General features: G+C 31.7%; 19 protein-coding genes and 1 pseudogene. 14 read left to right on the plus strand and 6 right to left on the minus strand.

Translation table 11 applies throughout. The features are described from left to right. The first annotated feature begins 150 nt into the window (after nt 1-150). Nucleotides 151-819 (plus strand): response regulator, encoded by a 669-nt coding sequence (locus tag ACTG3Y_RS02285; RefSeq protein ID WP_439151306.1) that lies wholly within the window; start codon nt 151-153, stop codon nt 817-819. A gap of 237 nt (nt 820-1,056) precedes the next feature. Here ACTG3Y_RS02285 and ACTG3Y_RS02290 read toward each other — a convergent pair whose 3' ends face one another. Beyond that, nucleotides 1,057-1,554: a DUF456 domain-containing protein gene (locus tag ACTG3Y_RS02290; RefSeq protein WP_439151307.1), complete on the minus strand. Its 498-nt coding sequence runs from the start codon at nt 1,552-1,554 to the stop codon at nt 1,057-1,059. A 118-nt stretch (nt 1,555-1,672) separates the two neighbouring features. Here ACTG3Y_RS02290 and ACTG3Y_RS02295 point away from each other — a divergent pair, with 118 nt between their 5' ends. Genes ACTG3Y_RS02295 through ACTG3Y_RS02310 form a run of 4 tightly spaced genes read left to right on the plus strand, consistent with a single transcriptional unit; the run spans nt 1,673 to nt 6,122 of the window. Beyond that, nucleotides 1,673-2,032 (plus strand): BlaI/MecI/CopY family transcriptional regulator, encoded by a 360-nt coding sequence (locus ACTG3Y_RS02295; RefSeq protein WP_439151308.1) that lies wholly within the window; start codon nt 1,673-1,675, stop codon nt 2,030-2,032. A gap of 2 nt (nt 2,033-2,034) precedes the next feature. Beyond that, nucleotides 2,035-4,470: an energy transducer TonB gene (locus ACTG3Y_RS02300; protein WP_439151309.1), complete on the plus strand. Its 2,436-nt coding sequence runs from the start codon at nt 2,035-2,037 to the stop codon at nt 4,468-4,470. Then, entirely contained in the window at nt 4,471-5,604 is a 1,134-nt protein-coding gene (locus ACTG3Y_RS02305) for a tetratricopeptide repeat protein (RefSeq protein ID WP_439151310.1), read from the plus strand. A 41-nt stretch (nt 5,605-5,645) separates the two neighbouring features. Then, nucleotides 5,646-6,122, plus strand: a complete 477-nt coding sequence (locus ACTG3Y_RS02310) for a hypothetical protein (RefSeq protein ID WP_439151311.1) — start codon at nt 5,646-5,648, stop codon at nt 6,120-6,122. Here the strand turns inward: ACTG3Y_RS02310 and ACTG3Y_RS02315 are convergent. Genes ACTG3Y_RS02315 through ACTG3Y_RS02330 form a run of 4 tightly spaced genes read right to left on the minus strand, consistent with a single transcriptional unit; the run spans nt 6,119 to nt 9,874 of the window. Beyond that, on the minus strand, nt 6,119-6,856 hold the full coding sequence (locus ACTG3Y_RS02315; RefSeq protein WP_439151312.1) for a Bax inhibitor-1/YccA family protein: 738 nt from the start codon (nt 6,854-6,856) through the stop codon (nt 6,119-6,121). The two genes, ACTG3Y_RS02310 and ACTG3Y_RS02315, sit on opposite strands and share 4 nt — an antisense overlap. Next, nucleotides 6,856-7,719, minus strand: coding sequence for a hypothetical protein (locus tag ACTG3Y_RS02320; RefSeq protein WP_439151313.1), 864 nt, complete (start codon nt 7,717-7,719; stop codon nt 6,856-6,858). Before ACTG3Y_RS02320 ends, ACTG3Y_RS02315 begins: the two co-directional genes overlap by 1 nt. 50 nt (nt 7,720-7,769) lie before the next feature. Then, the gene (locus tag ACTG3Y_RS02325) at nt 7,770-8,906 is read right to left on the minus strand and encodes a glycosyltransferase (RefSeq protein ID WP_439151314.1); all 1,137 of its coding nucleotides are present in this window, start codon (nt 8,904-8,906) and stop codon (nt 7,770-7,772) included. Continuing rightward, entirely contained in the window at nt 8,906-9,874 is a 969-nt protein-coding gene (locus ACTG3Y_RS02330) for a lysylphosphatidylglycerol synthase domain-containing protein (protein ID WP_439151315.1), read from the minus strand. The genes ACTG3Y_RS02325 and ACTG3Y_RS02330 overlap by 1 nt, the downstream gene beginning before the upstream one ends. A 27-nt stretch (nt 9,875-9,901) precedes the next feature. On the opposite strand from ACTG3Y_RS02330, the gene ACTG3Y_RS02335 reads away from it, so the two are divergent. The 9 genes and pseudogenes from ACTG3Y_RS02335 to ACTG3Y_RS02375 all read left to right on the plus strand — a co-directional run bounded on the left by ACTG3Y_RS02335 (nt 9,902) and on the right by ACTG3Y_RS02375 (nt 15,864). Next, entirely contained in the window at nt 9,902-10,540 is a 639-nt protein-coding gene (locus tag ACTG3Y_RS02335) for a cell envelope biogenesis protein OmpA (protein WP_439151316.1), read from the plus strand. Between the two features lie 3 nt (nt 10,541-10,543). Next, complete coding sequence (ruvC, locus tag ACTG3Y_RS02340; RefSeq protein WP_439151317.1) at nt 10,544-11,098, plus strand: crossover junction endodeoxyribonuclease RuvC; 555 nt, start codon at nt 10,544-10,546, stop codon at nt 11,096-11,098. A gap of 1 nt (nt 11,099) precedes the next feature. Beyond that, on the plus strand, nt 11,100-12,227 hold the full coding sequence (gene hemW, locus ACTG3Y_RS02345; RefSeq protein ID WP_439151318.1) for a radical SAM family heme chaperone HemW: 1,128 nt from the start codon (nt 11,100-11,102) through the stop codon (nt 12,225-12,227). Nucleotides 12,228-12,229: 2 nt separating this feature from the next. After that, nucleotides 12,230-12,979 (plus strand): annotated as a pseudogene (locus tag ACTG3Y_RS02350) (cyclase family protein). 47 nt (nt 12,980-13,026) lie between these two features. After that, nucleotides 13,027-13,638, plus strand: a complete 612-nt coding sequence (locus tag ACTG3Y_RS02355; RefSeq protein WP_439151319.1) for a DUF4230 domain-containing protein — start codon at nt 13,027-13,029, stop codon at nt 13,636-13,638. A 67-nt stretch (nt 13,639-13,705) separates the two neighbouring features. Beyond that, the gene (locus ACTG3Y_RS02360; protein WP_439151320.1) at nt 13,706-14,020 is read left to right on the plus strand and encodes a hypothetical protein; all 315 of its coding nucleotides are present in this window, start codon (nt 13,706-13,708) and stop codon (nt 14,018-14,020) included. A gap of 12 nt (nt 14,021-14,032) precedes the next feature. After that, nucleotides 14,033-14,395, plus strand: a complete 363-nt coding sequence (locus ACTG3Y_RS02365; RefSeq protein ID WP_439151321.1) for an MmcQ/YjbR family DNA-binding protein — start codon at nt 14,033-14,035, stop codon at nt 14,393-14,395. A gap of 26 nt (nt 14,396-14,421) precedes the next feature. Then, a complete protein-coding gene (locus tag ACTG3Y_RS02370) occupies nt 14,422-14,997 on the plus strand; it encodes a PhnA domain-containing protein (protein ID WP_439151322.1) in 576 nt (191 codons plus the stop codon). A 585-nt stretch (nt 14,998-15,582) separates the two neighbouring features. Continuing rightward, complete coding sequence (locus ACTG3Y_RS02375) at nt 15,583-15,864, plus strand: hypothetical protein (RefSeq protein WP_439151323.1); 282 nt, start codon at nt 15,583-15,585, stop codon at nt 15,862-15,864. Nucleotides 15,865-15,962: 98 nt separating this feature from the next. Here ACTG3Y_RS02375 and ACTG3Y_RS02380 read toward each other — a convergent pair whose 3' ends face one another. Further along, nucleotides 15,963-16,430: a YybH family protein gene (locus ACTG3Y_RS02380; protein WP_439151324.1), complete on the minus strand. Its 468-nt coding sequence runs from the start codon at nt 16,428-16,430 to the stop codon at nt 15,963-15,965. Nucleotides 16,431-16,446 lie beyond the last annotated feature (16 nt).

A 16,446-nucleotide genomic window follows, 5' to 3' on the forward strand; every position in this document is an offset into this window, starting at 1 on the left:
TGGCTTTGATACATCAAAGCTTAAAAAAGGAATTGGATTAAAGAATATGACTTCTCGAGTTGAAGGTATTAATGGTAAAATCACCTTTACATCTCAATCTGCAAATGGTACAATTGTTAATGTTAAGATTCCCTATACAAACCAATCAACATGAAGCATATTAACATTTTAATGGTAGATGATCACCCTATTATTATAGAGGGTTACCAAAATGTGTTAATGGCAACTAAAGATGATGATCAGACGTTGTTAATAGACACGGCAAATAATTGTGATACTGCGCAGTTAATGATAAATCGGGCTGCGAAAGGAACACCTTACGATGTTTGCTTTTTTGACATAAGTTTACCAGCTTCTGAAGATGGAAGGTATGCTTCTGGTGAAGATTTAGCACTCCTAACACAACGTGTAATGCCAGAAGCCAAAATTATAATTCTCACCATGTTTAATGAATCTTTCAGGATTCATAATATCATTAAAGAAATAAATCCTGACGGGTTTTTAATAAAGAGTGATTTAACCTCTATGGAACTCGCAGATGCTTTTCAGCAAATATTAAAGTCTCCACCATACTACAGTAGCACTGTAAATAATTATGTAAAAAAGACTATCTCCAGCGAAATTTATGTAGATGACGTTAACCGTAAAATATTACATTTACTATCTCAAGGGGTAAAAACAAAAAGCTTAAACGAATATATTCCGCTATCTACAAGCGCACTCGAAAAACGCAAAAAGCAACTAAAACTTTTGTTTTCTGTATCCGACGGAAAAGATGAAACTTTGCTTCAAGAAGCTCGAGAAAAAGGATATTTATAAGAAATCAATAAAAAATATCATGTTTTAAGCTAGATTAAAACTGCTTCAATGTATTGCTTTTGTTGATAATTACGGTTTTTCCGCACCAATATTGAGGTTTAACCACAACAAAAAGTCAATTACGATAATTACATTTACATCAAGTCAACAAGAATTAATTAATCCCTCTTTAAGTAATTGTTGAGTTAATAGCAAGAAAATTAACCTAGTAGCATCTCATGTTACTAGGTTTTTTCTTTATAGTAAACTTGCGTTATGATCTGATAGTTTTACTATGAAGAAGCCAAGAAAGATTATTGCAACAATAAATTTTAAAAATGTTGATGCAATAAATCCTAAGAAGGATCCAAAGGCGGCTTTTAAAGCTTTATCGAAATCGTTTCTGTGTATCATTTCCCCAATTAAAGCACCAACAAAAGGTCCAATAATAATACTAAAGGGTATTGGTGATAATATACCAACAAGCAGTCCTAAGGTTGTACCAATCATGCCTGCTCTACTGCCACCAAATCGTTTGGTACCTAGTGCAGGTATAATGTAGTCTAAAATATAAATAAAAATAGCCACTAATAATGTACTAATAAGAAAGGTTTGTGAAAGTTCAACTCCTTCGGTGAAATGAAGTACAAGCAAACCAGCCCAACTCGTAAGTGGACCAGGTAATACGGGTAGAAAGCTCCCGATTATACCCAATATCATTAATAATAGTGCCACAAGCACTAAGAATAGTTCCATATATAAATTATAAGTTCAGTTGTATGACGTTAAAAGGATCATTATGTTACAATAAAACTAAAAACTTAGTTTAAACTAAAAATTTAGTTATATTTGTTATAACTAAAAACTTAGTTTAATGAAGCAGTTAACCAAAGCAGAAGAAGAAATAATGCAGGCCTTATGGCAATTAAAAAAGGCGAATGTTAAGTCGGTCATAGAACTATTACCAGAGCCAAAACCAGCTTATAACACCGTGTCAACGATAATTAGAATACTTGAATCTAAAGGATTTGTTGATTATGAAAAGCAAGGTAAAGGGCATATTTATTTTCCGGTTTTAGCAAAGGAAGCTTATAGTAATCAATCCATAAATAAGTTGGTAGATAACTATTTTCAAGGATCATTTAAAAGTATGGTTTCCTTTTTTGTTAAAAAAAATGATGTCGATTTAGGTGATATTGAATCGTTATTAGAAGAAATCAATAAAAATCAATAATTATGCTCTATACAATACTTCAAATTTTTGCATTTCAGGCATTGTTTTTACTGGTTTACGACCTATTGCTTCGACGCGAAACTTTCTTCAATTATAATAGAGCATATTTGCTCATAACGTCAATATTATCATTGGTATTACCATTTATTAAATTTTCAACTTTAAAATCTTTTGCGGCAAGAGACTATGTTATTGAATTACCAGAAATTTTTATTGGAGTACAACCTCCAACGCTATATGAGATTACTATTGCAGAGCAAGCCGGAATAGTGCTAGAACAACCACAAACTCCTATTTGGCAAATTATAGGAATAGTAGGAATTAGTATTGCGTCAATTTTGTTTTTAGTTAAGGTTATAAAACTATTATGGTTGAAAAAAAGCAATCCTAAACGTTGGAAAGGCAATGTCCTTATCGTAAAATTATTGAAAAGTAGCGCTGCATTTTCTTTTTTCAATACTATTTTTTTAGGTGAAAAAATCCCTAAAACAGAGACGTATATAGTTTATAAACACGAATTGGTTCATATAAAAGAATACCACACTGTAGATTTACTCTTTTTTGAAATGTTGCGAATAATCTTTTGGTTTAATCCATTGGTCTATATCTATCAAAATAGAATTAAAGAGTTACACGAATTTATCGCAGACGAAAAAGCTGTGAAACTAAATGGAAAATATGATTATTATCAAAGCTTACTTAATCAGGTTTTTGACGTCAATAATGTTTCATTTACAAACTCATTTTTCAAAAAATCATTAATCAAAAAACGAATAGCGATGTTACAAAAATCTAAATCAAAACAATTGAATCTAATTAAATACACACTTTTATTTCCACTTGTTTTCGCCATGCTTATTCATACCTCCACTGAGGTGAGAGCCCAACAAAAACAGAAGCAAACACAAGCAGTAGATCAAGAATTAAGTGATGAGCAATTGAAAAAGAAATACTACGATGAAATTGCTGAGAAGATAAAAAATGGTGCTAATTATAAAGAAATAACCGATTCTTTATGGAAGGACAATCGCTATAAATATCTAATGTCTAGAGAAGAATATTTAAGAATGTCAGCTTTTACAGAGTACATGTTAGATCAATCAATTGAGCGTAAATCTGAGAAAGGTACTTTAGAACAAAATGATATCGATAGAGCTGAAGCAATGAAATCGGGTAGATATAAAAATTATGCCGAATATAGAGAATGGAAGGCCACTAATGAAGCTAAAGAACAATGGGAATTGAGTACACAAAATGGTATTCTAAAACTATTTGTAGAAGTTGCAGCTAATAAAACTGACAAAGAAAAGCAGCGTTTTAACGCATTAATGAAACAATTAGAAACGGACGCATATTTTAAAAAACTAGTAATTACTGATGGGCAATCTACTATGGTTATAGACTCACCAAATTCCCAACACCCAAAGGCAAATGATACGCTTAAAGTAGTAGAGTCTATCGAGGTTCCATTTTCAGTTATTGACGAAGTGCCAACAATTGATGATTGTAAAGATTTACCAACAAATGCACAACGCAAACAATGTATGAGCCAATTTGTGTCTAAACATGTCAATAAGAACTTTAATTTAGGACTTGCAGATTCTCTTGGAATAAAAGGGAGACAACGCATTTTTGTTTCTTTTAAGATAGACAAAGAAGGTCTAGTAAAAGATGTAAAGGCTAGAGCCTCACATCCAGATTTAGAAAATGAAGCCGTCAGAGTGATAAAAACCTTACCTCAGTTTATACCTGGAAGACAAAAAGGGCATCTAGTCACTGTACCTTATTCACTTCCAATTGTTTTTCAAATTGGGTCAAAAGCTAATTCTAAGACACCAAATTATGAGAAGTTTATGGATTCGTTAAGTGTTTATAATTTTAAAAAACTTAAAGAGTTAACAGCAGAAAGAGATCGAATTTTAAAAAACTCAAGTGAGCAGAATCCAGTTGTAATTAATTTAAATAAGCAGATTGATCATTTAAGAAAAGGCTTGCTAGAAAGTATTGAAAAAGTAGAGGTTGAAGAAATCGAAGCAACTGACAAAAGTAATCTTAATGATATACCATTTAGTGTTGTAGAGATTTCACCAACTCACCCAGATTGTAAAACTATAAAAGCTAACGAAGAACGAAAAAAATGTACATCTGCAGCCGTTAATACCTTTGTTAACAAAAATTATAATAGGAAGATTACTGAAACATTAGGTTTAACAGATGGCCAGCAGCGTATTTTTGCTGCTTTTACAATAGATAAGCAAGGTTTTGTAAAAGATGTGAAAGCCAGAGCTGCACATCCTAAGTTAGAAGAAGAGATAATAAGAGTCATCAAAATGTTTCCACAATTTATTCCAGGAGAGCATCAAGGCAAAAAGGTTGATGTACCTTATAGCTTACCTATAATCTTTCAGATTGCTAATGATAAAAAGAAAAAGAATTAGATGAAGGTATACGTTTCCTTACTTCTTTTATTGATAACACCATATTTAGTTTCTGGACAAAATGATGAACAACAAGGAGACGAATTATTTGCTCTTGGCAACTATACCAAAGCTATTGAAGTTTATAATTCATTAGATAATTTAGACCCAGTATATTCTAAAATTGCAAAAGCATATATCGCCATTGGTAATTACGGAGAAGGCTTAAATAATTATGAAAAAGCTATAGAAGTAAATCCAGATGATATCCTCTTACAATACGAATATGCTAAGCTGTTAACACGTACAAAAAAGTATGTTACAGCTAAGGAATTACTTAAAAATCTTATCGCTTTAGATAGTTTAAATCCTAACTTTCACTATGAATTAGGTATTGTTTTAGAAAAGCAAAATGATACTTCGGCAATACAAGAATTTAAAACAGCTTTTGAGATAGATAAAACTCATCAAAAGGCTATATTCAAATTAGCTAAACATCATATTGTAAAACGACAATTTAAATTGGCTCATCAATTAATTGATAAAGGACTAGAAACCTATGAAAACAATGTAGAACTTATAAGTCTAAAAGCACAAGCCTATTATTTTCAAGAGTATTATACCCATTCAGTAGTTTGGTTTAAAAAGCTTTTGGAATTAGGGGAGAAATCTGAATTTATACATGAAAAACTAAGTTTAAGTTATGCTCAAAATTCTGATTACGAAGATGCTATTTACCACAGAAAACAGGCTCTAAAGTACAATCCATATGATGCAAATGCCATGTTTGTCATAGGAACATACTATGAGCGACTCAGTGATTATGAACAAGCAGAAGAATTTGTCTCAAAGGCATTAAAAATTCAGGATGTTTCTCTTTCAAATGAATACCAGAAACTCGGAGTTATTCTTAATAGGCAGAAGAAGTACGAAAAAGCTATTAAAGCTTTTCAAAAGGCATTGAAGGAAGATCCGAATGATATTATGTCAGATTTCTATCTTATTAGGACAAAGGACGAATTTTATGCTGATACGGACACAAAAATTAAGATGTACGAAAGATTTATTAAAAAGCATAATAAGAGCCCTTTTATAAAATTTGCTGAAATGAGACTTAAGGAACTTAAACAAGAAAAATTCCTAGAGGAGGACTAAAATCTAAAAATATTGTACTTTTCGGTATCAGAAATGTGCTAATGAAACCTATCGCTCTACTTTTAATTTTACTATTTGTAACATCTTGTAGTTATTTTGAAAAGAAAAAAGTTCATTCTGAAGATTTACTTGAAGAAGAGCTCAAAACCTTCAATTGGAACGAAGTCGATACCTATCCAACCTTTAGTAGCTGTGATTCTATTACAATAAAAGAAGATAGTAAGACTTGCTTTCAGAATACTTTAGTAGAAAGCGTTAATGATTTTCTAGAAACTCAAAATCTCGTGGTTGTGAGCGATGTTAATGACACTATAAAGTTAAGGCTGGTAATAGATAATAAAGGTTCACTTCTAGTTGATAATATAGATCTTAACCCTGAAACAGAATATCAGTTACCAGAATTAGATAGTTTACTACGTCAAAGTCTAAAAGAAATTCCAAGAATATATCCAGCAATAAAACGAGGTCAGCAAGTCACTACTGTTTTTGAATTGCCGATTATAGTTAAAATAGACTAAAATCTAATTGCAAGTTTTTGCATTAATCGCAGTACTTCAATATATAGCCAAATTAATGTAGCTAGAAGTCCCCAGGTAGCAATCCACTCTTTATATTTTGGTGCTTTATTTTTATAGCTCTCTATATAGTCAAAATCTAATAGCAAAGCAAAAGAAGCGACAATGGCTGCTATAATATTAAAGCCAATAGCAAACCAAGATGTTCCCCATAGATAGGGTTTAATTCCAAAGAAACTTAGAATCCATGAGATGATATAAACAACCATAATACTAATGGTGGCTGTAATAATAACACTTCTTAGTTTTTTTGTAACTACAATTATTCGCAATTGATAGAGTAGAAGCATTACGAAAAAAGTAACAATTGTAACACCAATTGCTTGATATGGTAATTCCGGGAAATTGCGATGTGCATATGCAGAGAATCCTCCTAAAAAAAAGCCCTTAGCAACCATATAAAGCGGCACTAAGAAATGCGCCCAGTTTTGCCGTATAGAGATTAAAACACTAACTACTATAGCTCCTAACATACCACCTAAGGTGTACCAACGCATTGGCATACCATCTTCATTAAGTTTCCATAAATAACCTGTAATAGCTGCAATAATTAAAATGCCGAAAACAGATTTAAAGAAAATTCCGGCAACAGACATAGTTTTAGAACTTGATCTGCCATCTCCCCAGAAATAACCATTGAAAACCGGGTTGGAAGTTTTAAAGTTTCGTAAACTCATTAAAGATTAAATTTATATCCAATAGCTATATCTGTAGAAAAATTACCTTGATTATCTAAAAATGCTGCAAAAAGCTCTCCATAAATAATCGTAATATAGCCGTTGTCATTAACTTTAATATCAGAGCCAATGCCAAAAATAAATGGGACGTCAAACGATGTGTCATCTAGTTTTATTTCCATATCGTCCTCGTCAATTAAAGTGATATTACTGAGGTTTAATGTGGCAAGTTTAACTTGGGCATAAAGTGAAAAAGCAGATTTATTAATAACTCTAAATCGATAGCCTATTGAGAATTCAGTTGTGCTATATGGGAAATCATCACTATCAAATGCATGTCTGGCTTGAAAAAAACCTGAATGTCTTGGTAAATTATTAGCTTCAAAAACTTCTAGTTCACCGCCAATTAAAAGTGTTTTTACGTTATCAGGATTTCCAACAAAAGGATTATTAGTTAGTCCTCCAGAAAAACCGAGTCTTAATCCAACCTTACTTTTTGTTGAAACGGATGTATAATTAGAATCTTGTGAGGCATTATAATTATCTAAATACACTCTTAGACTATAAAGTGTTAGTTTTACCTTATCAGCAGGCATTCCACCCGTTAGGTTACTTAATGTAGACTTGTATTCTTCTAAAAAGTTCTTATTACTGTCTTTAGAGTTTTTTAATTCTGTAATAGTACCATTATCTGTCCTTATAAAATATCTGTAGCTGCCATCAATGATACCCCATAACAGATCTAGTTTTCCTTCAACTTCTGTTTTAAGTTCTAGTTTTTCATCCTCTATGGTATACGTTTCCTGACTAATAGAAAACTGAAGTGAAAGGCCAAAAATGGCAATGAATAAAATCTTCTTCATAATATTAAGTACTAGTTTTAGTAAAGCTACCAAAAATATTCAATATGATGCTATTTTTTAAAGGTTCTACCCTTCCATTTATATGGTCTAATCAAAGATAACACTACAACATAGACATTAAAAAATGGATAAATGATACTCGAAAATATATAAGAGGTAAGCACGGATTCTTGCTGATAAAAGCGAACAGTTTTAAATAATAATAAAAAGTCGCTGCTAAACTTTAAAACAAATAGTGCAATGGAGACTTTTAAAGAAATAAAGTTGAATATTACTAGGGGAATTAGGACTAAACAAACCAGATTTCCAATTAAAACAATACTTCCAATTAGCTTAGCAACCCAGTTGTTATAATGGCTTGTTTTAGAAGCCCAACGTAGGCGTTGCTCAATAAGATCATTTATAGTTGCAACAGGCTGTGTTTGTACAATCGCCTTTTGAGATTTAAGATACATGACTGCATAAGTATTAACCAACTTTTCTAATAAAAAAATATCATCTCCACTTGCAATTTTGGTATTACCTTCAAATCCATCTATAGAATTAAACACCTCTTTTTTGTAAGCGAAATTTGCACCATTACACATAAAAGGCCACTTAATTCCAAAGCCACCAATTGTAGCTCCTTGTAAACTCAAAAAGTCTAAAGTTTGAAATCGTGTATTGAAAGAATAACTATTAGAGTAGGTGACTGGTGCAACAATAGCATCGGGATTTTGAGTTATTATAAATTCGTTGAAGGTGTCTAACCAATAGGTGTTAAACGAACAGTCGGCATCTGTAGTAATGATCCAGCTAAACTTAGCAATGTTTATGGCAGAAGTAATCGCATCTTTTTTAGGTGAATGAGTCGTACGCTCATTCTGAATCAAATTAATATTTACAGGTGTTTTTTTATTCTCACTTTTTTTAATAAAGCTCTTAATAATACTTGTGGAATCATCTTCGGAACTGTCATCAACTAAAATGACTTCAAATCGTTGTTTAGGATAATTTAGAGAAGCGATAGAGTTTAAAAGTGGCTCTAAATTTTTTGATTCATTTCTAAATGGAATTATTATTGAAAATTCTGATTCAGGTTTTAAATCCTGAAGGTAAAAATCATCAACCTTATCAAAACCATAGATGAGCAGTCCTATTAGAATCAGGTAGATTATTATGATAACAATTGCAATCGTGGATATCATTAATCTGCAGTATTTGGAAGTTTGAAATTTAAAACAAAATAACTCCCAAATAAACTTGGTATTACAAAGTTTAGCAACCACATAATAGTGGTAATGGAAAGAATAGTAAGTTCATTAACTTGTACATAACCAAATAAAAATATAGACACACTACCTTTTATGACAACATCAAAAATGGATATTGATGGCACTATCGACGCTAAGAAATACATACTTGTAATAACGACCATTGCCTTGGCATAGTCAACTTCTACTCCAAACATGGTGAGCAAATAATAAAATTGAAATGAAAAAATTAAGTACCGTACTAATGATAAAAACAGATTTATACTATGAGATTTTACACCTAACTTTTTTATGAAGTCGAGAATACGATTAAAGGAATACCCTTTTATTTTGAAACGCTTTTGTTTAACACCAAAGACTGCGAAAAAGCCGATAATAATCAGAATAAACACAAACTTTAGAACCTTATAATAATTAACATCAATCTGATATCTATTTACAAAAATGACAAACCCAATAACTCCAAACACTGATGTAATGGTCATTTGAGCCATATTCCCTAAAAGATTTAGTAATATAATTTTAGTTCTTAAGGGTTTTGAGAAATAAATAGCTTTGGCACCATAATCACCTATTCTATTTGGTGTAATTAGTGACGCTGTTAGGCCGCCTAAACTCTGTTCTATAGCATTTTTAAACGAAATTGACTTAACAGTGCTCACTAAACTCTTCCATTTTAATATTTCAAAAAACCAGTTAAAAAGCGTCAAAAAGAGTAAAAAAGTGATGTTTTTAGGCGAAAATGTGTCGTTTTCATGTAAAAAACTAATAAATTCATTCAATTGTAGATTTTTGTTTTCTGATAATTTTGTGAAGATGAAATAAAACGCACCAACTACAATACTCAACTTAATAAGTACAAAGAAGAATTGCTTAGTTTTGTAAGGCACATTATAATGCATGATACAAATTAAATCAAAAACTCATAGATGCAGCAAAATTTAAAACAATACCTTTTATTTTTTATAGTAGTTTTTATTACAATAAACAGTTATGGACAGTTTAAAGATACTGCTAAATGGAAGGCGCTTTTTGCAGTAGGTTTTAATTATCCAGATGCCGATGGATTTGTAAAAGGAGCTTATGCACAATCGGCTAATTTCCCAACTGTCAATTTAGGCATACAACATATGTTTAAAAAACAGATGGGAGTAAAACTAGATTTTGGATTCAACAGAGCTAAAAGTGGTGAAGATGCACCAGATTTTAAGATTAATTACTCACGAATAAACGCACAATTTATTTACGATCCATCGGACTTTATTGGATTTTTACCCAACAGATTAAGAACTATTTTGCACGCTGGCCCTGGTTATACATTTGTAAAACCACTTGGTAATTTGGGTGATAATAAACAATCGTATTTAAATCTCTTGGGAGGTTTAGAAATACATTATGCGGTAGCAGAAAAAGTTTCAGTGTATGTTGATGCTGCATACATTTATGGTCTTACATCATTGGATGATTATGATCCTGTATTAGATGGTTTGGGTGCATTTAATGGAAATATGTTTAATTTAACCATAGGTTTGGCCGTGTCATTAAGTGGTTGTCAGTTTTGCGATTAGTAGATGAGTGAAGAAAAAATTATATTAGGTATTGATCCTGGGACAACTATTATGGGCTTTGGTCTCATTAAAATTATTGGAAAGAAAATGCAGTTTATACAGCTTAATGAGCTACAACTTAAAAAGTATGACGACCATTACTTAAAGCTTAAACTTATTTTTGAGCGAACAGTAGAGTTAATTGACAATTACCATCCAGATGAAATTGCTATTGAAGCACCTTTTTTTGGAAAAAATGTACAAAGTATGTTGAAGCTTGGCAGAGCACAAGGTGTAGCCATGGCCGCAGGATTATCTCGTGAAGTTCCAATAACAGAATATGCGCCTAAAAAAATTAAAATGGCCATTACAGGAAACGGTAATGCCAGTAAAGAACAAGTTGCTAAAATGCTTCAAGGTATGCTGGGTTTAAAAGAATTGCCAAAAAACTTAGATTCTATGGATGGTTTAGCGGCTGCAGTTTGCCATTTTTATAATCAGGGTAGAGTACAAGTTAGTAAAAGTTATACAGGTTGGTCTGCTTTTGTAAAGCAGAATGAAGGTAGAGTGAAGAAGTAGAATGGCTGGTATCTACATTCATATTCCCTTTTGCAAGCAAGCCTGTCATTATTGCGATTTTCACTTTTCTACATCATTAAAAAAGAAAGATGAACTTATACATGCGCTTGTTAAAGAACTAGAGCTTCGTAAGGATGAGTTTAAGCAAACTACAGTTGAAACTATATATTTTGGTGGTGGAACTCCGAGTTTGTTGTCTAATGAAGAATTACAATTTATCATTGATTCGGTTTATAAACACTATATAATTTCCAAAGACCCAGAAATTACGTTAGAAGCCAATCCAGATGATTTATCAAAAGATCGCATTATCCAGTTATCTAATAGTCCAATCAATCGTTTATCAATTGGAATTCAGTCTTTTTTTGAAGCCGATTTAAAATTGATGAATCGTGCTCATAATTCAAAAGAAGCCAACGCTTGTTTAGAGGAAGCGACGAAACATTTTAATAATATTTCTATTGATTTAATATACGGGATTCCTGGTGCCTCAAATGAACAATGGCTTAAAAACATAGACATTGCATTAAGTTATAACGTGCTACACATCTCTAGTTATGCTTTAACCGTTGAACCGAAAACAGCTTTGGCATCGTTCATTAAAAAAGGAATTATTGAAAACGTAGATGATGAGCAAGCTCATGAACAATTTCATTTATTAAACGATAAACTTGATGAAGCAGATTTTATTCATTATGAACTTTCTAATTTTGGTAAAGAAGGTTTTTTTAGCAAAAATAATTCGGCCTATTGGCAAGGTAAATCGTATTTAGGAATTGGTCCATCAGCACATTCATTTAATGGCGCGCAACGTGGTTGGAATGTAAGAAACAATACAAAGTACATTAAAGCACTTCAACATAATGAATTGCCAATAGAAATAGAAACTTTAACTCTTATCGACAGATATAATGAGTATATAATGACTGGTTTACGAACCATTTGGGGAGTGTCACTGCAGAAAGTAGAAAATGACTTCGGTAAAGTGTTTGAAAATTACTTAATTGAGCAAGCCAATATTTTTATAAATCAACATTTATTGTATATTGATGATGAGCATCTACGCGTTACAAAAAAAGGGCAATTTTTGAGTGATGGTATTGCTTCGCAACTTTTTAAACTTAATTAATCTTGAATACGATAATACAATACAACTCCAGAAAACTAAAAATAGATTTATCACAACCCTTAGATATTTCAATTCCTATTAAAGGTAGCACAGCAAATGTAAACGCATGGTATATCGGTTCACCCAAAATTGTACCAGAAGTTTTTGATGATAAAAGCATAAGTGTAAAAGAAGGAGCAGCAGTTAATTTTAATACCATAACTTTTAATCCACATTCTCACGGAACGCATACAGAAACAGTCGGTCATATTACCAAAGAGCATTACTCAATTAATTAACACTTAAAGCAGTTTTTCTTTTTGGCTGAAGTCATTACAGTTGCGCCAGAGAAGTTGAATGATGATTATGTGATATCAGCTAAACAGCTACAATTTGCGATTGGAAATAAAAAAAGGGAAGCCGTAGTGATACGTACAATTCCTAATACTAAAGACAAAAAATCTAAACAATATTCTAACACTAATTGGACCTATTTTCAAGAAGATGCCATAAAATTATTAGTAAAGAAAGGTGTTAAGCACCTGCTTGTAGACCTGCCAAGTATTGATAGAGAAGAAGACGGAGGAGAACTAAAGGGTCATAAAGCATTTTGGAACCTAAATGGAAAAATAAGAAAAGATGCTACAATCACAGAATTAGTATATGTTTCTAATAAAATTGATGATGGTTGTTATATGCTAAATCTACAAATAGCTCCCTTTGATAATGATGCCACACCAAGTAAACCCATTTTGTATAAAGTATTAGACTGATACGTTGTGACTGAGACACCATGACTGTGTCTTATTAAAAGAATCATATGGAAACATTTTTTATAATTATAATAAGTATTCTCGTAACCTTGGGCATTGTTACTATATATAAGCAATGGAGAACCAAAAGAGTTACTAATGCACAGTCGTTACTCTTATTAGATAAAGTAAAGCGCGTTTGTAAGTTTATAACAGTAGAAGGTGATTTTGCTGAGATCTATCATTATGAAGACGTCAAAGAAAAATTTCTAAAACTCATTTCGAGCAAGAAAAAAGCTCTCGTAGTCATAAATGCGAAGGCACATGTAGGATTTGATTTGAGTAAGGTGCAGATGACGTCCAATCCAAAAACCAAGTCCGTGGTTTTAACTCATTTTCCGCAGCCAGAAGTACTTTCTATTGAGAGTAATATCAATTATTACGATAAGAAAGATGGTATGTTTAATAAGTTTGATGCTTCAGATTTAACAGACTTACATGCGCAGGCAAAAGCGCATATTAGAGAAAAAATTCCTGAGAGTGGCTTGTACAATATCGCAAAGCAAGAAGCGCTTGAAGCGATACACCTTATTGAAAATTTAGTACAAACCATAGGTTGGACATTAGATTATTCGGCCTTAAAAATTGAAGATGGAGAAGAGCAGAAGCTTTTGAAGTAGAATGAAAATAACTTATAAGAAAACATATCTTCGAAAAAATCTATATTTAGGTATAGTCTGGTTAGCTATGGGAATATTTCAACTATTTTTAATGAAAGATCAATGGTGGTTAGGCCTGGGTTGGATAGTATTATCACTTATGTTTATAGTGGCTTTTTTATATCAAAGGAAACAGAAATACATTACTATTACAGATGATTATATCAAAGAAAACAAGCCCTTCGGAAAGCGAATGAAAACATCTGAAATTATTGATATAAAGTATTTTTCTGAAGATTATATTATTAAATCAGAAACAGAAGAAATAAGAATCAACAGTAATTATATTGATGAGGTTTCCCTTGATATAGTAAAGAATAAGCTATTAACGCTTAAAAATTAAAAACGCTTTAAGTTGAACATAGAAGACTACAGAAACTACTGTATGAGTAAAAAGGAAGTTACCGAACACTTTCCTTTTGATGATGATGTTTTAGTTTTTAAAGTTTGTAATAAAATGTTTGCATTAGCTTCGTTGTCAAAATGGGAAGCCGGTGATGGGTTTATTAACCTTAAATGCGACCCAGAATATGCACAGAAACTCAGAGCAGAATATGATAGCATAAAACCAGGTTACCATATGCACAAGCAGCAATGGAATAGCGTTTACTTTCAAACAGGTGAATTGTCAGTTACATTAATTTTTGAACTCATTGATCATTCTTACGATACGATTGTAAAAGGATTACCCAAAAAAGTGAGAGAAAGTTTGAAATAATTCTACATTTGCTACAAACTAAACCTATGTCATTAGAAAAAGAACTTAAACAACGCAGTAATTCAAAATGTGAGCTTTGTGGAAACATTGAAAGCCTCTCTGTTTATAATGTGCCAGATATTAAAGAAAATGGTCTTAAAACTGCTTTGAATGCTTGTAGTATATGTGTAGAACAAATGTCTGACTCAGATAACATTGAACCTAACCATTGGAGGTGTCTTAATGATAGTATGTGGAGTGAACATGATGCGGTTAAGATTATGGCTTGGAGAATGCTTAATAGGATTGAAGCAGATTGGACTCAAGATTTGTTAAATATGATGTATATGGAGGACGACGTGTTAGATTTAGCTAAAGCCTCTGGTGATGGTGAGGACGATGAAAACAAAATAATCCATAAAGACGTTAATGGTGTAATTTTAGAACAAGGTGATTCCGTAGTTTTAATAAAAGATCTCAAGGTTAAAGGTTCTAGTATGGTGGCCAAACAAGGTACAGCTGTTAGAAATATAAGATTAGATCATGAAAATGCTGAGTATATTGAAGGCAAGGTCGATGGACAACATATTGTAATTATTACGCAATATGTAAAGAAAACTTAATCTTCATTTTTCTTTTTGAACAGTCCAAATCCTAGAGGAAGCACAAAAACAAAGAAAAGGTATTGACCTGTTATAATTCCATATATAGTAATTAACGCTAACAGGATCATCAATATAACTTTGAGGTTATAGTTCATAATACAAATATAAATTCTTCATTTTAAACGAGATAACATAATTTTAGAGATTAGGGCAACATGCGAAAATTGTAACAAAGAACTGCCTTTTTGACTCAGATGAAGCTAGGATTGTACTTCCTTTTAGTATTGTGTAGAGCTGTTACATCAAGTTTGCACTAATTGCAGTGGTTTTAAAAAAGATATTTAAGACCTAACCATCTTCTAAAAAATAGCCAGTTTCAAATAAAACAGTAGATAAACCCACCGATAATAAGGCACATTGTAAGAATTTAAATACTTGATTTATATTCCCTTAACCGTTCGTCAATAATATTAAACACTTTTATTTTTTCGTCCTATTTTTTACTTCCGTTAATCGAATAATATTTAATACTTCACAATAAATGTTGAAATTAAAGTATTGATTATTAGCTCCAAATGTATTGTTCAATTTAAATGAAGTGTTATGTCACTAGAGATTTCTTATTACAATAATTATTATAAGCTTAAAGGAGCTTTAAATAAAATAAACCTTAAAACATTCGATTCTCACTTCAAAAGTATTTTTGAGAAAACCAATAAAATAACTATTGATATAGAAAATATTGCTAGTATAGACAGACATGGAGTAATGGCATTAGCTAAGTTGCATAATGAAGCCATTATGAAAAATAAAAGTCTATCTATAATTGGACTTGGTTGTAAAGAATTATACGAACATTTCAGAGGTACTGAAACCGCTGCTTAGTTCAAAAAAAATAAAGCTATTTAAAAGTGCGTTCTATACATTTGTGGTGACATATAAATGTTTCGGATGCACTTTCTTTTTTAATTGTATTGTGAATTTTAGCAAGACATATCTGCTATAATTTTCCACTCACCATTAATTTTTTTGAAAATAATTATAAAGACGCCGTCGGCATCTCCAATATCTCGTTTAAGATGATACTCACCCATTACCCAGTAATTATCTCCTTCAATTTTCGATATATCGTTAATTACAAAATTTAAAGTGCCGCTTTCTGCTTTGGTCGGATAGTTTTTCTCATAATTTGTCAGTATTTGCTCCCAGCCTAGTGTTAAGCCATTAGAGCCGTAAAATTTAAGCTCATCACTTTTCCAATAGCCTTGCATAAACCCTTCTAGATTGTGTTTATTCCAATCTAATTCTTGTTGTTCCATTACCAGCCTAATGCCAGCTTCTGCCATGTTCTTTTCAGTATCCTGCTGCACTGTATCAGTAGTAATATCTGCTTTAACGCTTATACAACTAAGGCATAATAATCCTATAAATAAAATGATAATATGTTTCATGAGATTGAGATTTAAT

The organism is Winogradskyella sp., assembly GCF_965656915.1.
Classification (GTDB): domain Bacteria; phylum Bacteroidota; class Bacteroidia; order Flavobacteriales; family Flavobacteriaceae; genus Winogradskyella.

Excerpts from the sequence above, each read along its gene's own strand:
- ACTG3Y_RS02285 (WP_439151306.1), top strand. The coding sequence starts at position 151 with ATGAAGCATATTAACATTTTAATGGTAGATGATCACCCTATTATTATA.
- ACTG3Y_RS02290 (WP_439151307.1), bottom strand. The coding sequence starts at position 1,554 with ATGGAACTATTCTTAGTGCTTGTGGCACTATTATTAATGATATTGGGT.
- ACTG3Y_RS02295 (WP_439151308.1), top strand. The coding sequence starts at position 1,673 with ATGAAGCAGTTAACCAAAGCAGAAGAAGAAATAATGCAGGCCTTATGG.
- ACTG3Y_RS02300 (WP_439151309.1), top strand. The coding sequence starts at position 2,035 with ATGCTCTATACAATACTTCAAATTTTTGCATTTCAGGCATTGTTTTTA.
- ACTG3Y_RS02305 (WP_439151310.1), top strand. The coding sequence starts at position 4,471 with ATGAAGGTATACGTTTCCTTACTTCTTTTATTGATAACACCATATTTA.
- ACTG3Y_RS02310 (WP_439151311.1), top strand. The coding sequence starts at position 5,646 with ATGAAACCTATCGCTCTACTTTTAATTTTACTATTTGTAACATCTTGT.
- ACTG3Y_RS02315 (WP_439151312.1), bottom strand. The coding sequence starts at position 6,856 with ATGAGTTTACGAAACTTTAAAACTTCCAACCCGGTTTTCAATGGTTAT.
- ACTG3Y_RS02320 (WP_439151313.1), bottom strand. The coding sequence starts at position 7,719 with ATGAAGAAGATTTTATTCATTGCCATTTTTGGCCTTTCACTTCAGTTT.
- ACTG3Y_RS02325 (WP_439151314.1), bottom strand. The coding sequence starts at position 8,906 with ATGATATCCACGATTGCAATTGTTATCATAATAATCTACCTGATTCTA.
- ACTG3Y_RS02330 (WP_439151315.1), bottom strand. The coding sequence starts at position 9,874 with ATGCATTATAATGTGCCTTACAAAACTAAGCAATTCTTCTTTGTACTT.
- ACTG3Y_RS02335 (WP_439151316.1), top strand. The coding sequence starts at position 9,902 with ATGCAGCAAAATTTAAAACAATACCTTTTATTTTTTATAGTAGTTTTT.
- ruvC (WP_439151317.1), top strand. The coding sequence starts at position 10,544 with ATGAGTGAAGAAAAAATTATATTAGGTATTGATCCTGGGACAACTATT.
- hemW (WP_439151318.1), top strand. The coding sequence starts at position 11,100 with ATGGCTGGTATCTACATTCATATTCCCTTTTGCAAGCAAGCCTGTCAT.
- ACTG3Y_RS02355 (WP_439151319.1), top strand. The coding sequence starts at position 13,027 with ATGGAAACATTTTTTATAATTATAATAAGTATTCTCGTAACCTTGGGC.
- ACTG3Y_RS02360 (WP_439151320.1), top strand. The coding sequence starts at position 13,706 with ATGGGAATATTTCAACTATTTTTAATGAAAGATCAATGGTGGTTAGGC.
- ACTG3Y_RS02370 (WP_439151322.1), top strand. The coding sequence starts at position 14,422 with ATGTCATTAGAAAAAGAACTTAAACAACGCAGTAATTCAAAATGTGAG.
- ACTG3Y_RS02375 (WP_439151323.1), top strand. The coding sequence starts at position 15,583 with ATGTCACTAGAGATTTCTTATTACAATAATTATTATAAGCTTAAAGGA.
- ACTG3Y_RS02380 (WP_439151324.1), bottom strand. The coding sequence starts at position 16,430 with ATGAAACATATTATCATTTTATTTATAGGATTATTATGCCTTAGTTGT.